17 protein-coding genes are annotated in these 22,695 nt (G+C 58.9%); 8 read left to right on the top strand and 9 right to left on the bottom strand.

Annotation, left to right across the window (positions count from 1 at the left end):
* Nucleotides 1-329 precede the first annotated feature (329 nt).
* The 4 genes from G5367_RS11990 to G5367_RS11975 all read right to left on the bottom strand — a co-directional run bounded on the left by G5367_RS11990 (nt 330) and on the right by G5367_RS11975 (nt 6,601).
* Nucleotides 330-2,231: a DEAD/DEAH box helicase gene (locus G5367_RS11990; protein WP_421244254.1), complete on the bottom strand. Its 1,902-nt coding sequence runs from the start codon at nt 2,229-2,231 to the stop codon at nt 330-332.
* Nucleotides 2,232-2,411: 180 nt separating this feature from the next.
* Nucleotides 2,412-2,873 (bottom strand): hotdog fold thioesterase, encoded by a 462-nt coding sequence (locus tag G5367_RS11985; protein ID WP_058056665.1) that lies wholly within the window; start codon nt 2,871-2,873, stop codon nt 2,412-2,414.
* A gap of 168 nt (nt 2,874-3,041) precedes the next feature.
* The gene (locus tag G5367_RS11980; RefSeq protein ID WP_421244253.1) at nt 3,042-3,530 is read right to left on the bottom strand and encodes a hypothetical protein; all 489 of its coding nucleotides are present in this window, start codon (nt 3,528-3,530) and stop codon (nt 3,042-3,044) included.
* The gene (locus G5367_RS11975; protein ID WP_421244252.1) at nt 3,530-6,601 is read right to left on the bottom strand and encodes an FAD-binding and (Fe-S)-binding domain-containing protein; all 3,072 of its coding nucleotides are present in this window, start codon (nt 6,599-6,601) and stop codon (nt 3,530-3,532) included. The genes G5367_RS11980 and G5367_RS11975 overlap by 1 nt, the downstream gene beginning before the upstream one ends.
* 167 nt (nt 6,602-6,768) lie before the next feature.
* Here G5367_RS11975 and G5367_RS11970 point away from each other — a divergent pair, with 167 nt between their 5' ends.
* The 4 genes from G5367_RS11970 (at nt 6,769) to G5367_RS11955 (ending at nt 11,983) form a co-directional block, all read left to right on the top strand.
* Entirely contained in the window at nt 6,769-7,695 is a 927-nt protein-coding gene (locus G5367_RS11970) for a cation diffusion facilitator family transporter (protein WP_216979000.1), read from the top strand.
* A gap of 301 nt (nt 7,696-7,996) precedes the next feature.
* Nucleotides 7,997-9,532: a TerC family protein gene (locus G5367_RS11965; protein ID WP_421244250.1), complete on the top strand. Its 1,536-nt coding sequence runs from the start codon at nt 7,997-7,999 to the stop codon at nt 9,530-9,532.
* A 196-nt stretch (nt 9,533-9,728) separates the two neighbouring features.
* Nucleotides 9,729-10,850: an alkene reductase gene (locus G5367_RS11960; protein ID WP_421244249.1), complete on the top strand. Its 1,122-nt coding sequence runs from the start codon at nt 9,729-9,731 to the stop codon at nt 10,848-10,850.
* A gap of 146 nt (nt 10,851-10,996) precedes the next feature.
* On the top strand, nt 10,997-11,983 hold the full coding sequence (locus G5367_RS11955) for a zinc-binding dehydrogenase (protein ID WP_337072959.1): 987 nt from the start codon (nt 10,997-10,999) through the stop codon (nt 11,981-11,983).
* 113 nt (nt 11,984-12,096) lie between these two features.
* Here G5367_RS11955 and G5367_RS11950 read toward each other — a convergent pair whose 3' ends face one another.
* Nucleotides 12,097-13,161 carry an adenosine deaminase gene (locus tag G5367_RS11950; RefSeq protein ID WP_216979004.1) on the bottom strand — a complete coding sequence of 355 codons (1,065 nt, stop codon included), beginning with the start codon at nt 13,159-13,161 and terminating at the stop codon, nt 12,097-12,099.
* A 198-nt stretch (nt 13,162-13,359) separates the two neighbouring features.
* Here G5367_RS11950 and G5367_RS11945 point away from each other — a divergent pair, with 198 nt between their 5' ends.
* From G5367_RS11945 to asnB, 4 genes are all read left to right on the top strand, one after another.
* Nucleotides 13,360-14,109 (top strand): HAD-IIA family hydrolase, encoded by a 750-nt coding sequence (locus G5367_RS11945; RefSeq protein WP_005337281.1) that lies wholly within the window; start codon nt 13,360-13,362, stop codon nt 14,107-14,109.
* A 53-nt stretch (nt 14,110-14,162) separates the two neighbouring features.
* Nucleotides 14,163-15,737 (top strand): cation:proton antiporter family protein, encoded by a 1,575-nt coding sequence (locus G5367_RS11940; RefSeq protein ID WP_159158691.1) that lies wholly within the window; start codon nt 14,163-14,165, stop codon nt 15,735-15,737.
* A gap of 129 nt (nt 15,738-15,866) precedes the next feature.
* On the top strand, nt 15,867-16,235 hold the full coding sequence (locus G5367_RS11935; RefSeq protein ID WP_216979005.1) for a cupin domain-containing protein: 369 nt from the start codon (nt 15,867-15,869) through the stop codon (nt 16,233-16,235).
* A gap of 192 nt (nt 16,236-16,427) precedes the next feature.
* Nucleotides 16,428-18,092 (top strand): asparagine synthase B, encoded by a 1,665-nt coding sequence (asnB, locus tag G5367_RS11930; protein WP_005361356.1) that lies wholly within the window; start codon nt 16,428-16,430, stop codon nt 18,090-18,092.
* A gap of 314 nt (nt 18,093-18,406) precedes the next feature.
* On the opposite strand, the gene G5367_RS11925 is transcribed toward asnB, so the two are convergent.
* The 4 genes from G5367_RS11925 to rfbC all read right to left on the bottom strand — a co-directional run.
* A complete protein-coding gene (locus G5367_RS11925; protein WP_421244246.1) occupies nt 18,407-18,913 on the bottom strand; it encodes a hypothetical protein in 507 nt (168 codons plus the stop codon).
* Nucleotides 18,914-18,973: 60 nt separating this feature from the next.
* Nucleotides 18,974-20,308 (bottom strand): capsule biosynthesis protein, encoded by a 1,335-nt coding sequence (locus G5367_RS11920; RefSeq protein WP_421244245.1) that lies wholly within the window; start codon nt 20,306-20,308, stop codon nt 18,974-18,976.
* 7 nt (nt 20,309-20,315) lie between these two features.
* Entirely contained in the window at nt 20,316-22,349 is a 2,034-nt protein-coding gene (locus G5367_RS11915) for a capsular polysaccharide biosynthesis protein (RefSeq protein ID WP_421244244.1), read from the bottom strand.
* Between the two features lie 106 nt (nt 22,350-22,455).
* Nucleotides 22,456-22,695 (bottom strand): dTDP-4-dehydrorhamnose 3,5-epimerase (gene rfbC / locus G5367_RS11910; RefSeq protein WP_421294382.1); only part of this gene is annotated, 240 nt, incomplete at its 5' end.

Genomic DNA, 22,695 nt, shown 5'->3' with positions numbered 1-22,695 from the left:
AGACCTCCGTATCGTACTGTTTGTTTTATTGGTTTCACTCAGCCCACCCACATGACAACGGCAGAGTCACAATGCAAAACAATGTTGCTGCAACCAGCTCACCACAACAGGCAACCAGCATCAGGCTGTACCCGAATGCCACCAAAAGCATGGCATCCTGGCTCCGAATGTCACAACTGCATCGGAAAATATTCATCTCCCTTTGGCTCTCGACCTGGCTTGTGGAACAGAAATATGACCCCACACAGGCAAACTGACGGTACAGTCCCTATCGCAGATACAAAAAAAGGCCGCTCAATGAGCGGCCTTCTTCATAACGGGATCAGCAATCAGCTTTCGCGACGCTTGCCACCGAATTTGCGATCTTTGTTGAAGCCACCTTCACGGCGCTCCCCGCTCTTGTTGAACGGACGGTCACCCTGGGGACGGCGATCCTTGTTGAAAGGACGGTCGCCACGGAACGGACGATCACCACGGGGCGGACGGCTGCTGGTGTTGCCACCGGCCGGCACTTCGGTGTAGCGAGTGATCTGCAGCGGACGCTGGCAAACACGAGCTTTCTTGATCACTTCCAGTACATCGGCGGTCATGCCTTTCGGCAGATCGACAGTGGAGAAGTCATCAGCGATGTCGATGTTGCCGATGAAGCGGCTCTCGATGTTCGCTTCGTTGGCGATGGCGCCTACGATCTGGCCCGGCTTGACGCCGTGATGGGCACCCACGTCTACGCGATAGCGCTCCATCTCCACATCCGGGTTGTCTTTCAGCGGACGCGGCTCCAGGGACGGCATGCGACGGGCAGGACGATCACCACGGTCACCGAAGTCACGACCGCCACGGTCATTGAACTCACGGCGCTCGAAGCCACCGCGATCGTTGCTATTGTTGAACAGCGGATCCGGAATGGAGTCATCCAGCAGCAGCGGTTGGTCACCCTGAACGAGCTTGGCCAGTGCAGCAGCCAGCTCCAGCGGATCAGCAGAATCCTCTTCGATCAGCTCGTTCACCAGGTTGTGGTAGATCTCGAGCTCTTCACCCATCATGGTTTCGCGAATGCGCTCTTTAAACTTGGCCAGACGATGCTGGTTGATGTCATCGGTGCTCGGCATCTTCATCGGCTCGATAGCCTGACGAGTTGCGTGCTCGATGGCGCGCAGCATGCGACGCTCGCGGGGAGCGACGAACAGGATGGCTTCGCCTTTACGACCGGCACGACCGGTACGACCGATACGGTGAACGTAAGATTCGGTGTCGTACGGAATGTCGTAGTTCACTACGTGAGTGATGCGCTCAACGTCCAGACCACGGGCGACAACGTCGGTGGCGATCAGGATATCCAGCTGGCCTTGACGCAGCTTGTCGACGGTACGCTCACGCAGTTTCTGCGGGATATCACCATGCAATGCTTCACAGGCGTGACCGCGAGCGGCCAGTTTGCCAGCCAGCTCTTCGGCAGCGTTCTTGGTACGCACGAAGACAAGAACAGCCTCATACGGTTCAACTTCCAGCAGGCGGGTCATGGCGTCCAGCTTGTGCAGACCGGTTACCTGCCAGTAGCGCTGGCGAATAGTGGTTGCTGTAGAGGTCTTGGAGGCAATCTTGATCTCTTTGGGCTGCTTCAGGTGCTTCTGGGCAACACGACGGATCTGCTCCGGCATGGTGGCAGAGAACAGGGCAACCTGACGAGTGCTCGGGCACTGCTCCATGATCCAGTCCACGTCGTCGATGAAGCCCATACGCAGCATTTCGTCCGCTTCGTCCAGCACCAGAGCTTTCAGGCCGGAGAGATCCAGGTTCTTGCGACGGATCAGATCCATCACACGACCCGGAGTACCGACGACAACCTGGGCACCGCGACGCAGGGCGCGGGTCTGGGTTTCGTAAGAGGAACCACCGTAGATCGGCAGTACGTGGAAGTCAGGCATATGGTGGGCGTAGCGTTGGCACGCTTCAGCCACTTGCAGCGCCAGTTCGCGGGTAGGCGCCAGCACCAGGATCTGGGTGTTGCGGTTACCAGCTTCCAGACGAGACAACAGAGGCAAGGCAAAAGCAGCGGTCTTCCCTGTACCGGTTTGCGCCTGCCCCAGCAGATCGTGTCCCGCCATCAGGTGGGGAATTGCTGCGGCCTGGATCGGTGACGGGCGCTCATAGCCCACGTCCTGCAGCGCTTTCAATACAGGCGCGGCCAGTCCAAGCTCACTAAAAAGGGGCAGTTGTTCGGTATCAGACATAGATTCTTCCAGATTAAGGCAGGCGGCTAACACCGCGGAATAGCAAAAAGGCGGCGATTATAGCGCCACTTTGTTCTGCTGTCTTGAAAAATGTGATAAGCCTCTCAAGACGTTGGCAATTATAGAGGGATCTGACGAGTATGGCTTGCTTATTTTGCACTCATAGTGCGTTATTGTAGATCACTCCTCGCTGGAGTCCTTGCCCCGCTTGTGTTTGAGCACCGCCATGGTCAGTCGGCTGGTGCACAATAAACGCTCACGTTCGTCCCGAATTTCAATCTGCCACACCTGGGTTGTTGCTCCCAGATGGAGCGGTTGACAACGCCCGGTCACCACCCCTTCCCGCTTGGCTCGCAGATGGTTGGCATTCACCTCCAGCCCCACACAGTAGCTATCTGGCCCGACCGCCATATTGGCGGCAATCGATCCCAAGGTTTCCGCCAGCACCACAGATGCGCCGCCATGGAGCATGCCAAGAGGCTGGTGAGTGCGATGATCCACCGGCATAGTCGCTTCAAGCCAATCGGTGCCAAAAGCCGTGTAGACGATATCGAGATGGGCCATCAGGGTGTTGCGAGAGGTGGCGTTGAGCCCCTCCAGACTCATGGGTTTACGCCAGATGGGCGCAATATCGTGACTCATTGCGAGCAGACTCCTTATGTAAGCGATGAATGCGTACCGATATGGGTGAAACGCCCTCCATCGGCAAAATGGTTCGGTTATATGAGTTGTTGGTTACCAGGTGACGTGTTAACAACGCAGCACCGACCCGGCGCTGCATGTTACACAATCATGCCCTTAAGCGGGATGTCACCAAGGGTAGGTAACGCCGGGCCACTCGGCCCAGGGCACATCTCGTCCCGGTAGGCGGGGTTCTGGCCACTGCCACACACTGGCGAGCCACTCGCGCAACTGCGTCTCCAGCTCCTCATCAGCGATGGGCGCCTCGGCCACCTTCCAGAAGAAGAGTTCGACCTCCACCTCCGGCAGCACCGATGGATAGAGGTAGACGCCTCCCCAAAACTCAGGCTCCCGGTCCGGACTCCAGAGGCCATAGGCAAAGGAGCGCTTGGCCAGAAATTCCGACTGCTGCCACTCCAGATCCCCTTCGTGCTGGCTCAGGCTGAAGTTGGTGGAGGGCCAGATATCGTTTGGACGAAACAGCTGATGGAGTTGTTCCCGCTCGCGCAACATGGCGACAAACTCTACCACCGCCTGAGCAGGGGTAGCGGGCAGTAGCAAGAAGCATGGGTGCCGATAGGCCTTCGGCACCCGAAACCGCTTGGGGAAACGCAGCATCAGAGCAGCTCCAACAGGGCTTGCAATGGATGTTTTAGCTTCTCCCCCTCCATCCGCTTGACCTGACTGCGGCACGAATAACCGGTCGCCAGACAGCGTCCCTTGGGCAGACGAGCGAGTGGCTCGGCCCAGCTCAACCCATAAATTCCCTTGGAATTCTCCACCTGTTTGACGTCGTGGCCATAGGTGCCCGCCATACCGCAGCAACCCACAGAGACCGGCTGCAAGCTGGCCCCGAAACGGCCAAACAGGGTACTCCAGTCGCCGTGGGTCGAGGGCTTGGCGGTCTTCTCGGTGCAGTGGGCAAAGAGATACCAGGGCTCGCTCCCCTCCTCGCTCTTTGCCTTGTTGGCACTAGCAGGCAGTTGATCAGCCGGCAGCGAGAGCAGCCACTCCTGAGGCAGCATCACCTGAAAATCACCGCGGGCCGGCCCCAACGCCTTGGCATATTCGTCGCGATAGCAGAGCACCATGGCCGGATCCACCCCCACCATAGGGATGCCAAGCGCCGCCACCTTGTTGAGGAACTGGGCGCTGTTGGCAGCTGTGCGGGCAAAGGCACGCAGGAACCCCTTGATATGCTGGGGTTTTCCGTTGGGTTTAAAGGGCAGCAGGTAGGGCTGGAATCCGAGCTTGCTGGCGAGTTTCACCAGGTCGCGCACCACGGGGGCATCATAATAGCTGGTGAAGGGATCCTGCACGATGAGCACCACCTGCTTGCGCTGCTCGGCACTCATCCGCTCCAGACCCTGCAGATCAAAATAGCGGGCGCGGTTATCGCGCAGCGCCTCGGCCAGAGTCGGCACGCTCAGAAGCGGCACATCGACCATGCCGATGCTCTTCTCGGCCGCCTTCTGGGCCCACTCTTTTTCGAGGAAGAAGTTGACCAGCTTCGGCGCCTTGGCAAGCAGCGGCGTATAGCTTTCGACGGTACCAACGAAGTAATCCTTGGGAGCTCGCAGGTAGCGGCCGTGATAGAGCTGCATAAAGCGGGCGCGAAAATCGGGCACATCCACCTTGATCGGGCACTGGCTGGTGCACGCTTTGCAGGCGAGGCAGCCGGCCATCGCCTCCATCACCTCGTGGGAGAAGTCATACTCGCCGCGCTGTTTAGCCCAGCTGTTGCGTACCTTGTCCACCAGCTGTTTGAAGCGCACACCACCGGATTGCAGTGCCACCTCTTCCGCCAACGGATCGAAGCCCTGCTCCGCCAGCTGACGCAACCATTCACGCATCAGGCCCGCCCGCCCCTTGGGGGAGTGGCGGCGATCGCGGCTGATCTTGACCGAGGGGCACATGGGGGAGTCGGTCTCGAAGGTGAAACAGAGGCCGTTGCCGTTGCAATCCATGGCGCGGGTGTAGCTGGTGCGCACCGCGAGCGGGATCTGGCGGTCATACTTACCACGCTTGGGGCCATCCACCGACACCAGCTCGGCGCCGCTACCGTAGGGGATACAGATCTTGCCCGGGTTGATGCGGTTGGCCGGGTCGAACGCCCCCTTGACCCGCTGCAGCTCTTCCCACAGCTCGCCAAAGAAGGCGGGGCTGTATTCGGAGCGAAAGCCCTTGCCATGCTCGCCCCACATCAGACCGCCATATTTGGCGGTAAGGGCCACCACCTGATCGGAGATGCGGCGCAGCAGCACCTCCTGCTCGGGATCGCACAAATCCAGCGCCGGGCGCACGTGCAGCACACCGGCATCGACGTGGCCAAACATGCCGTAGTCGAGGCCGTGAGCGTCCAGCAGGGCGCGAAACTCCATGATGAAATCAGCCAGCGACTCTGGCGGCACCGCGGTATCTTCGGTGAAGGCCACAGGCTTCTTGCGCCCTTCGGCGTTGCCCAGCAGCCCCACCGACTTCTTGCGCATGGCGTAGATGGTCTCGATGCTCGGCAGGTGATCACACACCTGATAGCCGATGATCCCGGCTTCACCCTTGGCCAGCAGCGCGTCGATACGGCGGCATAGCTCAGCTACCTTGGCCTTGTGCGCAGCTTCGTCGGTGTCGGCAAACTCGACAATGTTGAGCCCCTGCAGATCTTTGCCGGGCACATCCTGAATAAGTTCTTTCACCGAATGCCAGATGATGTCGGCGCGGGCCAACCCGAGCACCCGGGAATCCACCGTCTCCACCGACAGCGCTTGGGCCTCAACCATAAAGGGGGCGTTGCGCAGGGCGGAGGGGAAACTGTCGTACTTGACGTTGACCAGGGTGCGGTAGCGCGGGATTGGCGTGATATTGAGTTTGGCTTCGGTGATAAAGCCGAGAGACCCTTCAGATCCGCACAGTACCCGGCTCACATCCAGCGTGTCGGTATCGGGTTGATAGAGGTGCTTGAGATCGTAGCCGGTCAGAAAGCGGTTGAGCTTGGGGAAGGTCGCCTCGATGTCGGCTCGGCGCTCCTTGCCGATACGATAGAGGGTGCGATAGATCTCCCCTTCCCGATTCTCCAGCGCCAACTTGTCGGCCAGTCGCTCGCCGGTCAGCGGTTCGGTCGCCATCAGGTCGCCATTCTCCAGCACGGCTTTGAGGCCGAGCACGTGATCCGAGGTTTTGCCGTATACCAGCGAGCCCTGCCCCGAGGCATCGGTGTTGATCATGCCACCCAGAGTGGCGCGGTTGGAGGTGGAGAGATCCGGCGAGAAGAAGTAGCCGTGAGGCTTCAAATAGGCATTGAGCTGGTCTTTCACCACCCCGGCCTGGGCGCGTACCCACCCCTCTTCCAGATTAATTTCCATGATCTGGTTCATATGACGGGAGAGATCGACGATAATGCCGCCGCCCAATGACTGACCGTTGGTGCCGGTACCGCCACCGCGAGGGAAAAAACTCAGAGTGTGGTACGCCGGCTCAGCCGCCAGCTTGAGCATCACTGCTATGTCATCCGCACTGCGCGGATAGAGAACCGCTTGAGGTACTACCTGATAGACACTGTTGTCCGTCGCCATCGCCAACCGGCTTGCATAAGACTTTTCGATATCACCACGAAAGGCGCTGCGCCCTAGCAACTCTAGGAACGACAGGGTTGTGGGTGACAAACTGTCCTGGTAATCGAGTCTCGGGATCATGAATCCTTGTTCCCTTATTTTGCTTGATGCCGGCACCCCGGCGACTACGACTGGCCCCTCGCCTATCAATGGCAATCAGGCCAGTCCGCTCACATGTGAGCGGGCAGTATATCAGCTAGAAAACCCCTTGCGCGTAGCAATATTAACCATTTGAAAGGAGGACTTTTATGGCTCACCACAGCCATGTTATCAGTACGCTGGTCACCACAGAGAAGCAGGCACTCACCCTGTCGCTGTTTGGCTGCATCACTTTCGCCATCTTCGGCATCAGCTACGGCCTGTTCGTCGGCTCCAATGCCATCATGCTCGATGGTATTTTCACCCTGTTCAGCATGGGCATGACGGGCCTTGGCCTCATCACAGCCTATCTTGTTACCCGCCCCTCCGATGACCGCTTCCAGTATGGCTACGCTCATTTCGAGCCCATCGCCAACGTCATCAACGGCTCCATTATTCTGCTGCTCTGTCTGGCGGCACTCTACAACGGCGTCACCACCCTGCTTGCTGGCGGACGGGAGATCGATCTCGGCCACGCCCTTATCTATGCCGTTGTCTCCACCTTCTTCTGCGCCATCCTCTACCGGATTGAAGCCCAGGTCGCCGAGCAGGTTGACTCCGAACTGGTGAGGGTCGACTCGAAGGAGTGGCTGGTGGATACCCTGCTCAGCGCCACTCTGCTGATTGGCTTTGTGGTTGCCATCGGCCTCGATGCCATCGGCTACGGCCAATACAACCGCTACATAGACCCGGTGCTGGTCTCGCTGCTGGCCCTCTGTGCCACCCTCATTCCCATCAAGGTGCTCGGTCGCAACCTGCGGGAAGTGCTGAAAATTGCCCCCAGAGGGGATGTCTCCCAACTGGTCGAGAGCGAAGTCGAGGCGCTGCGCCAGCGCCATGGCGTCGAGTGCTACAGCCATCTGGCCAAGAGCGGGCGCCGCTTCGATCTGGAATTGAACATTCTGGTGGCACCGGGCCAGGAGTGGCCGGTCGAACGGCAGGATGCCCTGCGCCAGGAGCTCTGGTCCCGCCTCGGCGATAGCCTTGGCGATGCCTGGCTGTCGGTCTGTTTCACCCGCGAAAAGCGCTGGTTGTAACGACCGCACGGGGGAGCGCGACGCGGCCGCCTCCCCCTGTCGCATCACAACCCCCGATGACGCCCACTGACGCGGCTCTTGCCAAATCGGCGCCAGCCGCTATCATCAGGGCTCATTTTTCACCCGAGGTTTTATTGCCCATCATGGACAATCCCCGAAGTTGCCCTTCGTCTCTCTCTGTCAAAGCCTATCTTTTTCTGCTTAATCAGCGCCTCTGAATAACACCTTTGCCTTGCTGTTACTGCGGCCATCGTGCGCCGTGATCACTCTCTGCTCTGTCTGTTTTTATTGAGGTCATACAATGGAATTGCTGCTGGATCCCCACATCTGGATTGGTCTGTTTACCCTGATCATTCTGGAAATCGTGCTGGGGATCGACAACCTGGTCTTTATCGCCATTCTGGTGAAAAAACTGCCCCCCGCCCAACGGGACAAGGCACGCATCATCGGCCTGTCGCTGGCCCTGCTGATGCGACTTGGGCTCTTGAGCGTCATGTCATGGCTGGTCACCCTGACCACCCCGATTTTGCACCTGTGGGATCACCCCTTCTCCGGTCGGGACCTGATCCTGATGGGAGGCGGCCTGTTCCTGCTGTTCAAGGCTACCTCCGAGCTGCATGAGCGGCTGGAAGCCAAACCCCAGGATGACGGCCCTGTCGGCGCCTACGCCAGCTTCGGCGTGGTGATCGCCCAAATTCTGGTGCTCGATGCGGTCTTCTCGCTCGACTCCATCATCACCGCCGTCGGCATGGTGGAGCACCTTGGCGTCATGATGGCCGCCGTGACCATCGCCATGGTGGTGATGGTGCTCGCCTCCAAGCCGCTGACCCGCTTCGTCAACGCCCACCCCACCGTGGTGGTGCTCTGTCTGAGCTTCCTGCTGATGATCGGCTTCAGCCTGGTGGCGGAAGGATTTGGCTTCCATATTCCGAAGGGCTACCTCTACGCAGCCATCGGCTTCTCGGTGCTGATCGAGTTTTTCAACCAGCTGGCCCAGCGCAGCGCCATGCGTCACGAATCCAAGCTGCCCCTGCGTGAGCGCACCACCGCCGCCATCTTCAAATTGATGGGCAGCAAGGCCTATCAGGATCAGCCGGATGACGATCTGGATGCCGCACCTGCCGAACCGCTCAGCTTTGGCGAGGAGGAGCGCTATATGGTGACCGGCGTGCTGTCGCTGGCCGAGCGCTCCATTCGCACCATCATGACCCCGCGCTCGGAGATGGCCTGGATCGATATCAACGACTCCAGCGACGAGATCCGCGCCCTGCTGCAGCGCGAGCCCCACAGCCTGTTCCCTATCTGTGACGGGGATCTGGACGAGGTGATCGGAGTGGTCAAGGCGCGCGATCTGCTGTTTGCCTTGAACGAAGGGCAATCCTTGAGCGAACTGGCCAAGCAGAACGATCCCATAATCGTGCCGCAGACCATCAACGTGATCCGCCTGCTGGCGGAGCTGCGCAAAGCCAAGGGGAGCCTTATTCTGGTCTCCGACGAGTTTGGCGTCATTCAGGGGCTGGTCACCACCCACGACCTGCTGGAGGCCATCGTCGGCGAACTGCCGGACGAGGACGAAACCCCGGATATCGTGCGCGATGGCGAAGGGTGGCTGATCAACGGCAGCACCAACATCCACCATGTGGAGCAGGTGCTGGAGTACGAGGGGCTGGTGAGCGAGAGCGATGAATACGTGACCCTGGCGGGCATGCTGCTCTCCCACTTCGGCACCCTGCCCACCCCGGGTCAGCAGTTGCAACTGCAGCAGCTCAACTTCGAGGTGATCGAGGTGAGCGAGCGGCGCATCGAGCGGGTGAAAGTGATGCCCGCCGCGGCTTGAGCCTGCCACCAGCAGAAAATAGAAGAGGGCCAGACGGCCCTCTTTTTTATGCTTCAACTTTATGCCTCAACGCCTTCTTTCCCGGCGGTTTGTGCTGATTGCTGCATCAAGCACAATTCTCTTGTGCAATTACCCCTCTTTTTCACAACAAGATGGCGGCATAAAGTGGCCTCACTTCCACCATGAGGAACTCAAGATGAGCCACGATCACCTGTTCTGCCCGCTGCGCCTTGGCCAGCTGCACCTTGCCAACCGCATCGTCATGCCCCCCATGACCCGCTCCCGTGCCAGTCAGCCGGGTGATGTGGCCAACACCATGATGGCGAGCTACTACGCCCAGCGCGCCGAGGCGGGCCTGATCATCAGCGAAGGCACCCAAATCGACCCCATGGGCAAGGGCTATGCCTGGACGCCGGGCATCTACAGCGCCGAGCAGATCGCTGGCTGGAAAGGGGTGACCGATGCCGTACACGCCAAGGGGGGCACCATCTTCGCCCAGCTCTGGCACGTGGGCCGGGTCACCCATCCGGACAACATCGGCGGCGCCCAGCCCATCTCCGCTTCAGCCCTGCCCGCAGTGGGCGTCAAGGTGTTCGTCGATAACGGCAGCGATGTGCCGGGCTTTGTCGAGACCGTCACCCCGCGCGCCATGACTCAGGCCGATATCGATGCAGTGGTGGGCCAGTTCCGTCAGGCGGCTCGCAACGCCATCAGCGCCGGTTTTGACGGCATCGAGCTGCACGCCGCCAACGGTTATCTGATCAACCAGTTCCTCGACTCCGAATCCAACGCCCGCACCGACAGTTATGGCGGATCGCTGGAGAACCGGTTGCGCTTCCTCAAAGAGGTGACCGAAGCGGTCTGCAGCGAGATCGGGGCTGACCGGGTCGGGGTGCGCCTTGCGCCGCTCACCACCCTCAACGGCACCGTCGATGCCAATCCGCAGGAGACCTATCTGGCCGCCGCCCGACTGCTGGGCCAACTCAACGTGGTCTACCTGCACATCGCCGAAGCGGACTGGGACGATGCCCCCCTGATGCCGGAGAACTTCAAGCAGGGTCTGCGCGATGCCTTCCCCAACACCCTGATCTACGCCGGTAAATATGATGGCAAGCGGGCTCGCGCCGCCCTCGAAGCGGGCTGGGCCGACATGATTGGCTTTGGCCGCCCCTTCGTCGCCAGCCCGGATCTGCCGAACCGGCTGCGCCACGGCTATCCGCTGGCCCCCCACGATCCGGCCACCCTGTTCGGCGGCGGCGAGAAGGGGCTGACCGACTACCCCGTCTATCAGGCTGATGACGCAACCACCAGCAGCTGATTGCCGATGGCCAACCAGCCATGTAACGCAGGCCCCACAGGTTGGGGCCTGCCGTATTGTTGCCCATTCGCAGCAGTGGCAGTTTCTCTATATTGCTGTTGCAATGATCTCGTTGTTATCTCCCCTCGCTTTCACAAGGAGTCACCATGAATCACACCCAAGCCTGGTGCTGGCATGCCCCCGGTGAACCGACCCAGCTGACCCTCGCCGATCTGCCCCTGGCACCGCTCGCCCCTGACGAGGTGCTGGTGGCAAACCGGGTTATCGCCTTCAATCCGGTGGACTGGAAGCTGATCGAATATGGCCACTCCCACTGGCAGGACGGTCAGGTGCCCGGCGTTGATGGCATGGGCACTATCATGGCCCTCGGCGCCAACGTCAGCCATCTGCGCCTCGGTGCCCGGGTCGCCTATCACACCGACCTGCGCCACCACGGCAGCTTTGCCCGCCACACCAGGGTACCGGCCCGTGCCCTGCTGCCGGTGCCCGATGCCCTGAGTGACGAGGCCGCCGCCGCCCTGCCCTGTCCCGGTCTCACCGCTTGGCAGGCACTGGCCAAGCTGCCGCGCCTGCACGGGGAAGCACTGCTCATCACAGGTGCCGGCAGCAGTGTCGGCCGATTTGCGGTGCAACTTGCCCTCCAGCAAGGAGCGCGGGTCTTTGCCAGCGCCAGCCCACGCCACCATCAGTGGCTCAAACAGATCGGCGTGCAGGGGGTGGCCGATTATCGGGAACCAGACTGGCTGGCCACCTTGCAGGCCGCCAACGGCAACGAGCCGTTCGAGGGGATCATCGATCTGGTCTCGAGCCAACAGGCAGAGAGCCTGCTGCCCGCCCTTGGCTACTACGGCCATATGGTGACTGTGCTGGGGCGCATCCCGCACAATCCGCTGCCCGCCTTTGCCCATTGCCACTCGTTACACGAGATTGCACTGGGTGCCCAGCACGCCTTTGGCTCGGACAAACAGTGGAGCCGACTGGTCGCCGCCGGGGTCGCCATGATGGCGCAGATGGCGAGCGGCGAGCTGACCCTACCGCCGCTGGTGGTCGGCGACTTTGAGGCACTGCCTACCCAGCTCGAGCGCTTCAAGCGCGAAGGACAGGGCGAGAAGTTTCTGGTGCGAGTGGCGTAATACAGCCCTCCTCCAGAAATCACACCAGCCTTTAAAATAAGAGAGGCCCGCCAGTGATGGCGGGCCTCTCTTTATATCTACTGCATGTCATCTCGACTTCATTGGCGCCTGACTCAATGCAGGATCACCCCGTGAGTCGCGGCATAACTGCGGATCTCCCTGGTCAGCCGCGCCTTGTCGGCCAGAGAGAGCCAGCTCGCCTCCACCGCATTGAGCGACAAGCGACATAGCTGACTCATGGTCGCGCCAAGGCCATCGGCCAGCGCCGCAAAGTTGGCATTCATATAGCCGCCAAAGTAGGCGGGGTCGTCCGAGTTGATGGTGACGCAGAGCCCCTGCTCCAGCAGCCGCAGCACATTGTGCTGGGCCATATTGCCGAACACCTTGAGCCGGGTGTTGGAGAGGGGGCAGACGGTAAGCGGCAAGCGGGTATCGGCCAGATAGCGCAGCAGCTCGGGATCATCGGCCGAGCGCACTCCGTGATCGATACGGCATACCTGCAGCTCGTTGATCGCCTGCCAGATGTAGTCGGCAGGCCCCTCTTCGCCGGCGTGGGCCACCACCGGCAGCCGCAGCTCGCGGCATTTGGCGAAGACCCTGGCAAACTTGGTCGGCGGATTGCCCCTCTCCCCCGAGTCGAGGCCGATGCCGTGAATGCGCGACAGGAAGGGCATAGCCTCTGCCAACGTAGCGAACGCTTCATCCTCGCTGAGGTGGCGCAAAAAGCTCATGATAAGCCGCCAGCTGATGCCAAACTCCCGCTCCCCAGTCTGCAGCGCCCGCTCGATACCGCCCAGCACAGTAGCAAAGGGGACGCCGCGGGCGGTGTGGGTCTGCGGGTCAAAGAAGATCTCCACATGCACCACCTTGTCAGCAGCGCAACGTTCAAGATAGGCCCAGGTGAGGTCGAAAAAATCCTGCTCGGTCACCAGCACGCTGGCGCCGCGATAGTAGAGGTCGAGAAAGGATTGCAGGCAGTCAAAATCATAGGCGGCGCGCACGCTGGCCACATCAGGCCAGGGCAGCGGGATGTTATTGCGGCGGCCCAGCTCAAACATCAGCTCGGGTTCGAGGCTGCCCTCGATATGCAGGTGCAGCTCCAGTTTCGGCAGTCCGGCGATAAATTGCGCGGCGGTGAGGTGTTCGGATGTGACGGGCTTGGGAATCGGGGTGTCCATAGCGACGGCTCCAGCAGCAAAGTGATCCCGGCGTCAGCCCCTCCACCAGACTGACACCATGACAACTTTATTGTGCACCCAAGTGGCGAGACAGGGGAGACTTGTCATCAAACAGACTTATAATGGCGTCACAAAAATCATAAATGATTGAACATCTTACCGATTGGCGGCTCGCCTGCGCCTTGACAAGGAGTTTTCATGAAGAAGAACGTCATCTGCGATATCGACGGTGTCATCCTGCACAACAACGATCTCATCCCAGGTGCTGACCGTTTCGTCCATCGCCTGCTGGAGCAGGGCAGCAAGCTCTTGTTCCTCACCAACTACCCGGCCCAGACCCAGAAAGATCTGCAAAACCGCTTCCGCTCCGCAGGTATCGAAGTGCCGGAGGAATGCTTCTACACCTCCGCCATGGGTACCGCCGATTTCCTCAAGCGTCAGGATGGCAAGAAGGCCTATGTGATCGGTGAAGGGGCGCTGACCCACGAGCTCTACAAAGCCGGTTTCACCATCACCGATATCGACCCCGACTTCGTGGTGGTAGGCGAGACCCGCAACTACAACTGGACCATGATGCAACAGGGGGCCAAGTTCGTCGATCAGGGGGCCCGCTTTATCGCGACCAACCCCGATACCCACGGCCCCATGATGCACCCGGCCTGCGGCGCCCTGTGCGCCCCCATCGAGCGGATGACCGGCAAGAAGCCGTTCTATGTCGGCAAGCCGAGCGCCTGGATCATCCGTGCGGCGCTCAACCGGATGGAGGCCCACTCCGACGACACCATCATCATCGGCGACAACCTGCGCACCGACATTCTGGCGGGCTTTCAGGCCGGTCTCGAGACGGTGCTGGTGCTCTCCGGGGTGAGCAAGGTCGCCGATATAGACCGCATGCCTTTTCGGCCGAACCATATTTTCGACTCCGTGGTCGACATCGATATCGTCTAATCACCACCAAGCGTTAAACAGGGCAGGTCTCTCCTGCCCTTGCAGGATCTGTTATGGAACCCATTCTGATCGCCGTGGCCTTTGGCTGCGGCATGGTAGTCAATCTGATTGGCCTGCCCCCCCTGCTCGGCTTTCTGGCCGCCGGTTTTATCCTCAACGGCATGGGATATGAAAATACCCCCGCCCTGAGCGAGGTGGCCGATCTCGGCGTCACCCTGCTGCTGTTCACCATCGGTCTCAAGCTCAATATCAAGACCCTGATGCGGCGCGATGTGTGGGGTACTACCAGCCTGCACCTGCTGCTCTCCACCCTGCTCTTTACCGTGGTGCTGCTGGTCTGCAAAGGGCTGGGGCTTGAACTTGCCCTCTCGCTGGACTGGAAACTGGCGCTGCTGCTGGGCTTTGCCCTCTCCTTTTCCAGCACCGTCTTTGCGGTCAAGGTGCTGGAAGATCGCAGCGACATGAATGCCCTCTACGCCCGCATCGCCATCGGCGTGCTGGTCATGCAGGATGTGTTCGCTGTGGCCTTTTTGGCGTTTTCCAGCGGCAAGTGGCCCAGCATCTGGGCGCTCTGGGTGCTGGGACTGCCGCTGCTGCGTCCGCTGCTGTTCAAGCTCCTGGAGCGGGCTGGTCACGGCGAGCTGCAGGTGCTGTTCGGGGTCTTTCTGGCACTGGTCGTCGGGGCAGCCGGTTTTGAAGTGGTCGGCCTCAAGCCGGATCTGGGAGCCCTGATCATCGGCATGATGCTCGCCTCCCATCCTGCCGCAGCCGGGCTTGCCAAGGCGCTCTTCAACCTCAAAGACCTGTTTCTTATCTGCTTCTTCCTCACCATCGGCCTCAACGGTCTGCCGACCCACGACACTATGTTGCTGGCACTGGCGCTGGTGCTGGCTCTGCCACTGAAAAGCGCGCTCTACTATCTGGTCTACAGCGGCGCTCACCTGCGGGTGCGCACCGCGCTGCTCTCCACCCTGGCGCTCACCAACTTCTCGGAGTTTGGCCTGATCGTCGCCGCCATCGCCGCCAAGGCGGGCTGGCTCTCCCACGAGTGGCTGGTGGCGGTCTCGCTGGCACTGGCGGCGAGCTTTATGATCTCCGCCCCCCTCAATGCCCAGAGCGAGCGCATATATCACCGCATCGGCCACTGGCTGCGAGGATTGCAAGCGAGCAACCTCCATCCGGAAGACAGACCCATAGAGCTTGGCGATGCCGAGGTGATCATCCTCGGTATGGGGCGGATCGGTCAGGGGGCCTACTTCGAGCTGGAGAACAAGTACGGCAACGTCATCCTCGGGGTGGAGAACGACAGCGAGAAGCTACCCACCCTGCGCGCCCAGGGGATGAACGTCATCGAGGGGGATGCCACCGATACCGACTTCTGGGACAAGGTGCTGCTCTCCAACCAGGTCAATCTGGTGCTGCTGGCGATGCCCCACCACTCGGGTAATCTCTACGCCATCGAGAAGCTGCGCAGCCACGGGTTCAACGGCAAGATCGCTGCCATCGTCCGCTTCGAGGATGATATCGCCTCCTTGCAGGAGCAGGGGGTGGATGCGGTGTTCAACGTCTACAACGAAGCGGGCAGCGGCTTTGCCCGTCATGTGATCCGCCGCTTGCAGCCGCTTTGAGTCGTCGGCCAGCAGCCCTTGGCAAGGGAATGCGCATCGTTTAAGTTATGCACAACCTCGTTTAATAAAACAAACAAACGCGGGCCGGGATGGCCCCGCGTTCCTATCTGCCGAAGCCAAGGAGGCACCATGAAGACCCTCAACGACTGGATCCTGCTCGACCGCCACGAGGCGGCCCCTACCCCGCTGATGCCCGCCCCCGAGCGCATTAAAGCGGGCAACCCGAGCCAGACGGTGTGGAACCACTACTCCGACCCCCGCCAGCAGTTTCACGTCGGCTTCTGGGCTTGCGAGCCCGGCCGCTGGGCCATCCACTACACCGAACACGAGTATTGCCAGCTGCTGGAGGGGGATGTGGTGATCCACGACAATCTGGGCGGCCAGCTGGCCCTCAAACCCGGCGATCAATTCGTCATTCCCGCCGGTTTTGTCGGAGAGTGGGAGACCCTCACCCCCTGTCGCAAGGTCTACGTCATCTTCGAACCCGCCTCGACTTGACGTTCACGTCACCCTGCCCCGTTGCAGCAGCCCTTATCCTGTTGATCCGCTTGACGCTTACGGCATGATTTTCTGCGGTTTTCCCGCTTGCAAAAGGTTTTTCCGCTAGGCATTGTGTCTGACGAGGAATGTAAATGGAATTTCGAGCCCAAACGTGGGGGGCTCATCTAAAAATCAAGAGGATTACCGCCAATGTGTTCAATTTTCGGCATTCTGGATATCAAGTCCGATGCAGTAGCCCTGCGCAAATCGGCGCTGGAGATGTCCAAGCGACTTCGTCACCGCGGGCCTGACTGGTCCGGCGTCTACAGCTCCGACAAAGCCATTCTGGTACATGAGCGTCTGGCCATCGTCGACCCGGGCAATGGCGCCCAGCCGCTCTACAACCCCGAGCGCACCCATGTGCTGGCGGTCAATGGCGAGATCTACAACCACAAAGAGCTGGAGAAGACCCTCAAGGTCGACTTCCAGTTCCAGACCAAATCTGACTGCGAAGTGCTGCTGGCCCTTTACAAGGAGAAGGGCCCGGCGTTTCTCGACGATCTCAACGGCATCTTTGCCTTCATTCTTTATGACGCCGAACAGGATGCCTACCTGATTGGTCGCGACCACATGGGGATCATCCCCCTCTATACCGGCCGCGACGAGCACGGCAACTTCTATGTCGCCTCCGAAATGAAGGCGCTGGTGCCGGTCTGCAAGAGCGTCGAAACCTTCCCGCCGGGACACTACCTGTGGAGCAAGGATGGCGAGCTCAAACAGTGGTACAAGCGCGACTGGATGGAATACAGCGCGGTCGAGCACAACGTCAGCGACAAAGCGGAGCTGAAAGCCGCGCTGGAAGCGGCGGTCAAGCGCCAGCTGATGTGCGACGTGCCTTATGGCGTGCTGCTCTCCGGCGGGCTGGACTCCTCCGTTATCTCCGCCATTACCAAGCTCTATGCGGCGCGTCGCATCGAGGACGATGGCAAGAGCGAAGCCTGGTGGCCACAACTGCACTCCTTCGCCGTGGGGCTGGAAGGGTCGCCGGATCTTGCCGCCGCCCGTAAAGTGGCCGATCACCTCGGCACCATCCATCACCAGATCCACTTCACCGTGCAGGAGGGTCTGGATGCCCTGCGCGACGTCATCTATCACCTGGAGACCTATGACGTCACCACCATCCGCGCCTCCACGCCGATGTATCTGATGGCCCGTTACATCAAGGCGATGGGGATCAAGATGGTGCTCTCCGGTGAAGGCTCCGACGAGCTGTTCGGTGGCTACCTCTACTTCCACAAGGCGCCCAATGCCCGCGAGTTCCACGAAGAGAACGTGCGCAAGCTTGCCTCTTTGCACCTCTATGACTGCCTGCGAGCCAACAAGTCGATGGCCGCCTGGGGTGTGGAAGGTCGCGTGCCCTTCCTCGACAAGGAGTTCATGGACGTGGCGATGCGCCTGCAGCCCGCCGACAAGATGTGCGGCAAGGGCAAGATCGAGAAGCACATCCTGCGCGAAGCGTTCGAGGATCTGCTGCCCCACGAAGTGGCTTGGCGCCAGAAGGAGCAGTTCTCCGACGGCGTGGGTTATTCGTGGATCGACAGCCTGAAAGCCATGGTGGAGCAGGAAGTGACGGATCAGATGTTCGAGGCGGCCGCATTCCGCTTCCCCATCAACACTCCGCTCACCAAAGAGGCCTACTTCTACCGCGCCATCTTCGACGAGCACTTCCCGCTGGAAGCCGCCGCCCGCACCGTGCCCTACGGCAAGTCGGTCGCCTGCTCCACCCCCACCGCGCTGGAGTGGGATGCCAAGTTCAAGGAGATGGCCGACCCGTCCGGTCGCGCCGTAATGGATGTGCACCAGCAGGGCTACTAAACCAGAGCGGGGCGACCCCATCGGCTAACGCCAGATAGCAAAAAGCCCTTCACCATGGTGAAGGGCTTTTTTATTTTCCGAATTATTCAGGCGCAATCAACACTGACAAATAAATATGCTATTGACTCCACCTTGAATAAATCAAACATCATTGTCGCCCACATAAAAAAGTGATCTTCAACTTTCTAGCTTTTCAGGAAAACTTGACTTTTAATATATAAAAAGCAACAAGAGCGTGTATTTCCCAGCAACCATGAATGAAAAGTACGTGGTAAAGTTACAAATTAAAAACTTGCAGCAATATATCCGGACTATTATAGCGTCCATCGCAATGTAAATGTGGTGACCGCAACATGGTCTCCTCCTGGTACCCAATCAACCTTGGGTGCATAGCCTATTTCCAATGCAACCGATTTATAACCCAATGTCACCATCGGTAATGCAGCAAAACCATCAATACCCGAACCGTTGAGATAACCGGCCTCCATGCCAACTCCGGCAAATACATGTTCGGTGAAATACCACTCTTTTCGATAAGAGACACCGGCATAACCTGCTGTATTATCGAGAGAATCTCGATAAAAACCACCTCGAAGCGCCAGTTTCCCCGTGTCGCTGTCACCCAAGAACACCCACGCCAATCCCAGCCCGGGGTTAAAACCATTAAAATCACAGGTCTTGCTCTTGCTTCCTGTACCTTTTGAGCAATGACTGTGAATAGATGCGCCGTGAATAATCAGTGAAAGATCATGATCAGCTGCCATGGAAAAAGTCGGCAACCCCAATAACCCAATGGATAACAAGCAACCGTGAATGTTCATGTTAACCTTCCTGGTTTTATTTACCTCTCACTAACAAACTAACGCAAAATTCAGCAGACTTCAAACGAGTAACATCAGAGCGGTTGAACCCACAGATGTAAACGGGTCGGTAATACTGTCGAGAGTCGCCAGCCAGGGCAATGTAAGGCACATTGTTTTATTCACTCTCATACGGCGTTCCGGTGATACAACACCATCTCCCAGACAGGACTTCGAAAGCTTCATTTTTTCCATGACCGCCTGCGCACTCATATTCAAATGACGGTAAAAACTGGCATTGAGCTGGGTCAGATGGAGCAAGGAGTGGCGCACCCGCTTGAATGTTTCGGCACATACCGGGCTCTGCTTGTGCCAGAAGGAGGCCAGCGAGCCTTTGGTGGTCAACCCGGCGATATCATAGAGTGCCCGTCCCATACAAAAGGTGGGCACGTCATGGAGCAGGGCAGAGAGACCGACCGTGCTGTTGATGGTAACAACCCCCTTGAGCAAGGGATACAGGGTCGGCAGTGGCAGTTCATAACCGTAAAAGACCCTCCCCTCCAGGCCAAGTACGGCAATGAGTCGATTGATCTGGGCGCGATAGCTGACATAGCCCCGATCCATGGGGTGATGCTTGAACAGCAATATATCTTCAGGCTTGGCATGCTGCGCAAACGAGTTGATCACCTGCGCAACCATCTCCTCGACCCCGCTCAAGTCTGAGTGTTCCCTGATTTGAAAGTCTTCGGTCACTTGCAATGGCACGAAAAAGATCCGTCCAGCGTGCCGGGGCAACGCCTTGAGCAGGGCGCGATCCTGACGCACGTTTCCATACTTCACCATGGCCCCGCAGACCCACCCCATCGCCTCTTGCACCAGACTCCAGGGGCGATGATTGACGAAGTGGGGATAACGCCAGCGATACAACGACTTGTTGATGTGGTAGCGACTGGCATACCAGGCGCGCACGGCGAAGGTCTTGCCCACCTTGAGTGAACTGTCATAAGGCTCAGGCCAATCCAGTTGGGCAAGTTGATCGCGCCGCTCATACCAGGGGCTGAAGGCATTGACCCCCCCTTGCTCAAGGGTCACATAGTCAGGCCTGAGGTACCCCTCTTCCATTGCCCAGAATGGCACTCGCTTCAGCTTGCAGATGCGACCTGCCTCCAGATGGTAGTAACGGCAATCCCCGTAACAGACCACCGCATCAATACCATGCTGCTTGAGCACCCGGCGAAAGAAGGCGTTCCAGCTCTCCGGTTTGCCGCGAAAGCGCAGATTTTCTCCAGCACAGGGCCAGCACTCATCCCCGCCATTGAACTGGATCTTCACCACCTGATGTCCCGCCTCGGTCAACTGACGACTCAGGGTCTGAAAGAAAGGACCAAGCGGTCCTTGCAGTAACAAAATCTTCATTAACGACTTATCTCAAAAACGGGGAGAGAGAGGGGCGCTGCATGAGCGTCTGGATCAAATAACCGAACTTGAGCTGCCAGCGTTGCCAGCGGCTCGCTTTCTGAGCTGATGAGTGTCCCTGTGTCGCCAACTGGTGGATCAACTGCTCAGGGCTGATCCAGAGCCCGGTTTGCCAATCCAGATAGAGTGGATAGGCGACCAGCGTCAGATAGACCAGTGCTGACAAAGGCAGCGTGCGCTGACGGCGAGCAGGCGGATTGGCATCCGTGGTCAGACCCCAGCCACTGTAAAAGGGTTGGCCCCAGGTCGTCACTTTGACTCCCTGCACCAGCGCCTCGAAGCCACTGAGTGACGTCATGGTATGCAGCTCATCCACATGGGGATACAGACTGGTGAGGCCAACATCCAGCACCTGACTATCGACACACTCCGCCAGACAAGCCGCAGAAATCGCCCCGCCACGGTTGCCCGCCACCACATCAGGATGCGGTTTGTAGAGAATATGAGCGTCGGGTTTGGCCGCTCGCACCGCCCAGAGCAACTGCTCGTTGCTGCGAATATACGGGCTACCGGTCAGAATAGAGGCATCACCATCCACCTGCCCCACCACCAACACCAGTTGTCGACCATCCATGGGCGGTGAATAGGGTTGAATCTCCCCCACGTTGTACTTGCTGATCTGATGTTGACGAAGCAACGAGATCAACCTCTCGCCACGTTCAATCTCCGGCTCGGTCAATTGCTGATAGTTGAGCAACTGCTCCAACCCGCTGGGGGTTCGGCTATCAAAATAAATGCCGACCGGATCCAGTGACAGTGACGAAGGACGGCACAGGTTGGAACCCAACCCTTTCGAGCGGATAAAGCCGTCTTCGACCCGTATCGCTGAAACCAGCTCGGGATAGCGACTTCCCCACACCAGAACCTGCTCATCACCAGTCAACCGCTTGGGAGGCTTGCTAACAAAACAAAGCTCCTCGGCCAGGTGATGACAAAACGCCTGCATAAAGGCGCGCTTCCACAGCGAGAAACCGACCAGATAAAGCCTGCGCCAACGTGGAGCGGGCTTTTGCTGGCGAGCGATGATGGCAATGACCTCTTCCACTTCACAACGCTGGCCAAGCACGGGGTCCAGATAGCGCGGGTAGCAAATCAAGGCTGCCGCGACCAGCTGGGCGAGCGACACGTTTACGTTGCGGCGCTCGCACTGCTTGCTGTCATGGGTCAGCCCCCAACCGGCATAAAACGGCATACCGAAGCAGTAGACCGGCTTGCCCAGCAACAACCCCTCAAAACCAAGCTGGGATGAGACTGTATAGACAGCATCCACCGCATTGAGCAGCGCATGAGGATGACAATGCTCGGCAACCACTTCAACATCATTTAGCTGCAAGCGCGCCAGCACACCGCTTTTCTTGCCAAAGCGCGTATCGGGATGGGTGCGCAGCAGCAGGCGCGCATCGGGATGATTGCGGCGCGCCGCCTCCACCATCGCCACAAAATCAGCTTCACTGGCCAGCGCCCCCGGAATGGAGAGATCTCCCGCCACCTGATCGACCAACAGGACCCTGGGTTTGGCGCTCTGCTGCAACCGCGCGGCCAGCGCCGATGGCAGGCCACCCTCCCCCCCTTGTGCGGCGAAACGACTCACGCTGCCATGGTTGGCAGCGTGAGCCGGCACAGTGGCATAACAGTTGTATTTGGTGATCCCGAGGTGAACCAACTCACTGATCAATCGCTCGGCCCGTGCCAACATCTGTGGCTCGCACGGGGCGGCAATCAACTGCTCAAGCTGGCTGGGCTGGCGGGCATCGTAATAGATCCCCACAGGATCGGCGATCAACGAGACCGCCTTGCCCCCCCTGGCGGGATGACCGATATAACCGATAAAGCCATCTTCCAGCTGCCAATAGGACAACCCTAACGCTTGTGCCTTCTGCTTAATCTGCCTGGTATTGGCTTTTTGGCCCCAGCCAACTAAAACATCATTTTCAGAGAAAGAGACGGCCCCTGCCATATGACGTAATGAGCAACCAAGCATAGGTTCAATATTGTTTTTTCTGGCAAGAATACCTTTCGAACCCGTATATAAATCCATATTATCTCAGCGAACTAAAGACTCCCTGCAGTAATGCAGGGAGTGTAATTTAGATAAACAGGTCTGCGGTCGCTAATGACTTGGCAGTACTATCTTTTGCAGAGGTCAGGATATCCGCGTTTAACTCGGGCCACTTAATACCAATAGAGGCATCATTCCATGCAATGCCTCTATCACTTACGGGGGCATAATAATTGGTTGTTTTATACAAGAACTCGGCCGTCTCTGTCAGAGTAACAAAGCCATGCGCAAATCCTTCCGGGATCCACAGCTGTCGCTTGTTTTCTCC

Origin of the sequence: Aeromonas sp. 604282 (assembly GCF_049170575.1) — a bacterium.
GTDB classification, from domain to species: Bacteria; Pseudomonadota; Gammaproteobacteria; order Enterobacterales; family Aeromonadaceae; genus Aeromonas; species Aeromonas veronii_A.
This window is presented reverse-complemented; position numbering and strand designations above follow the sequence as displayed.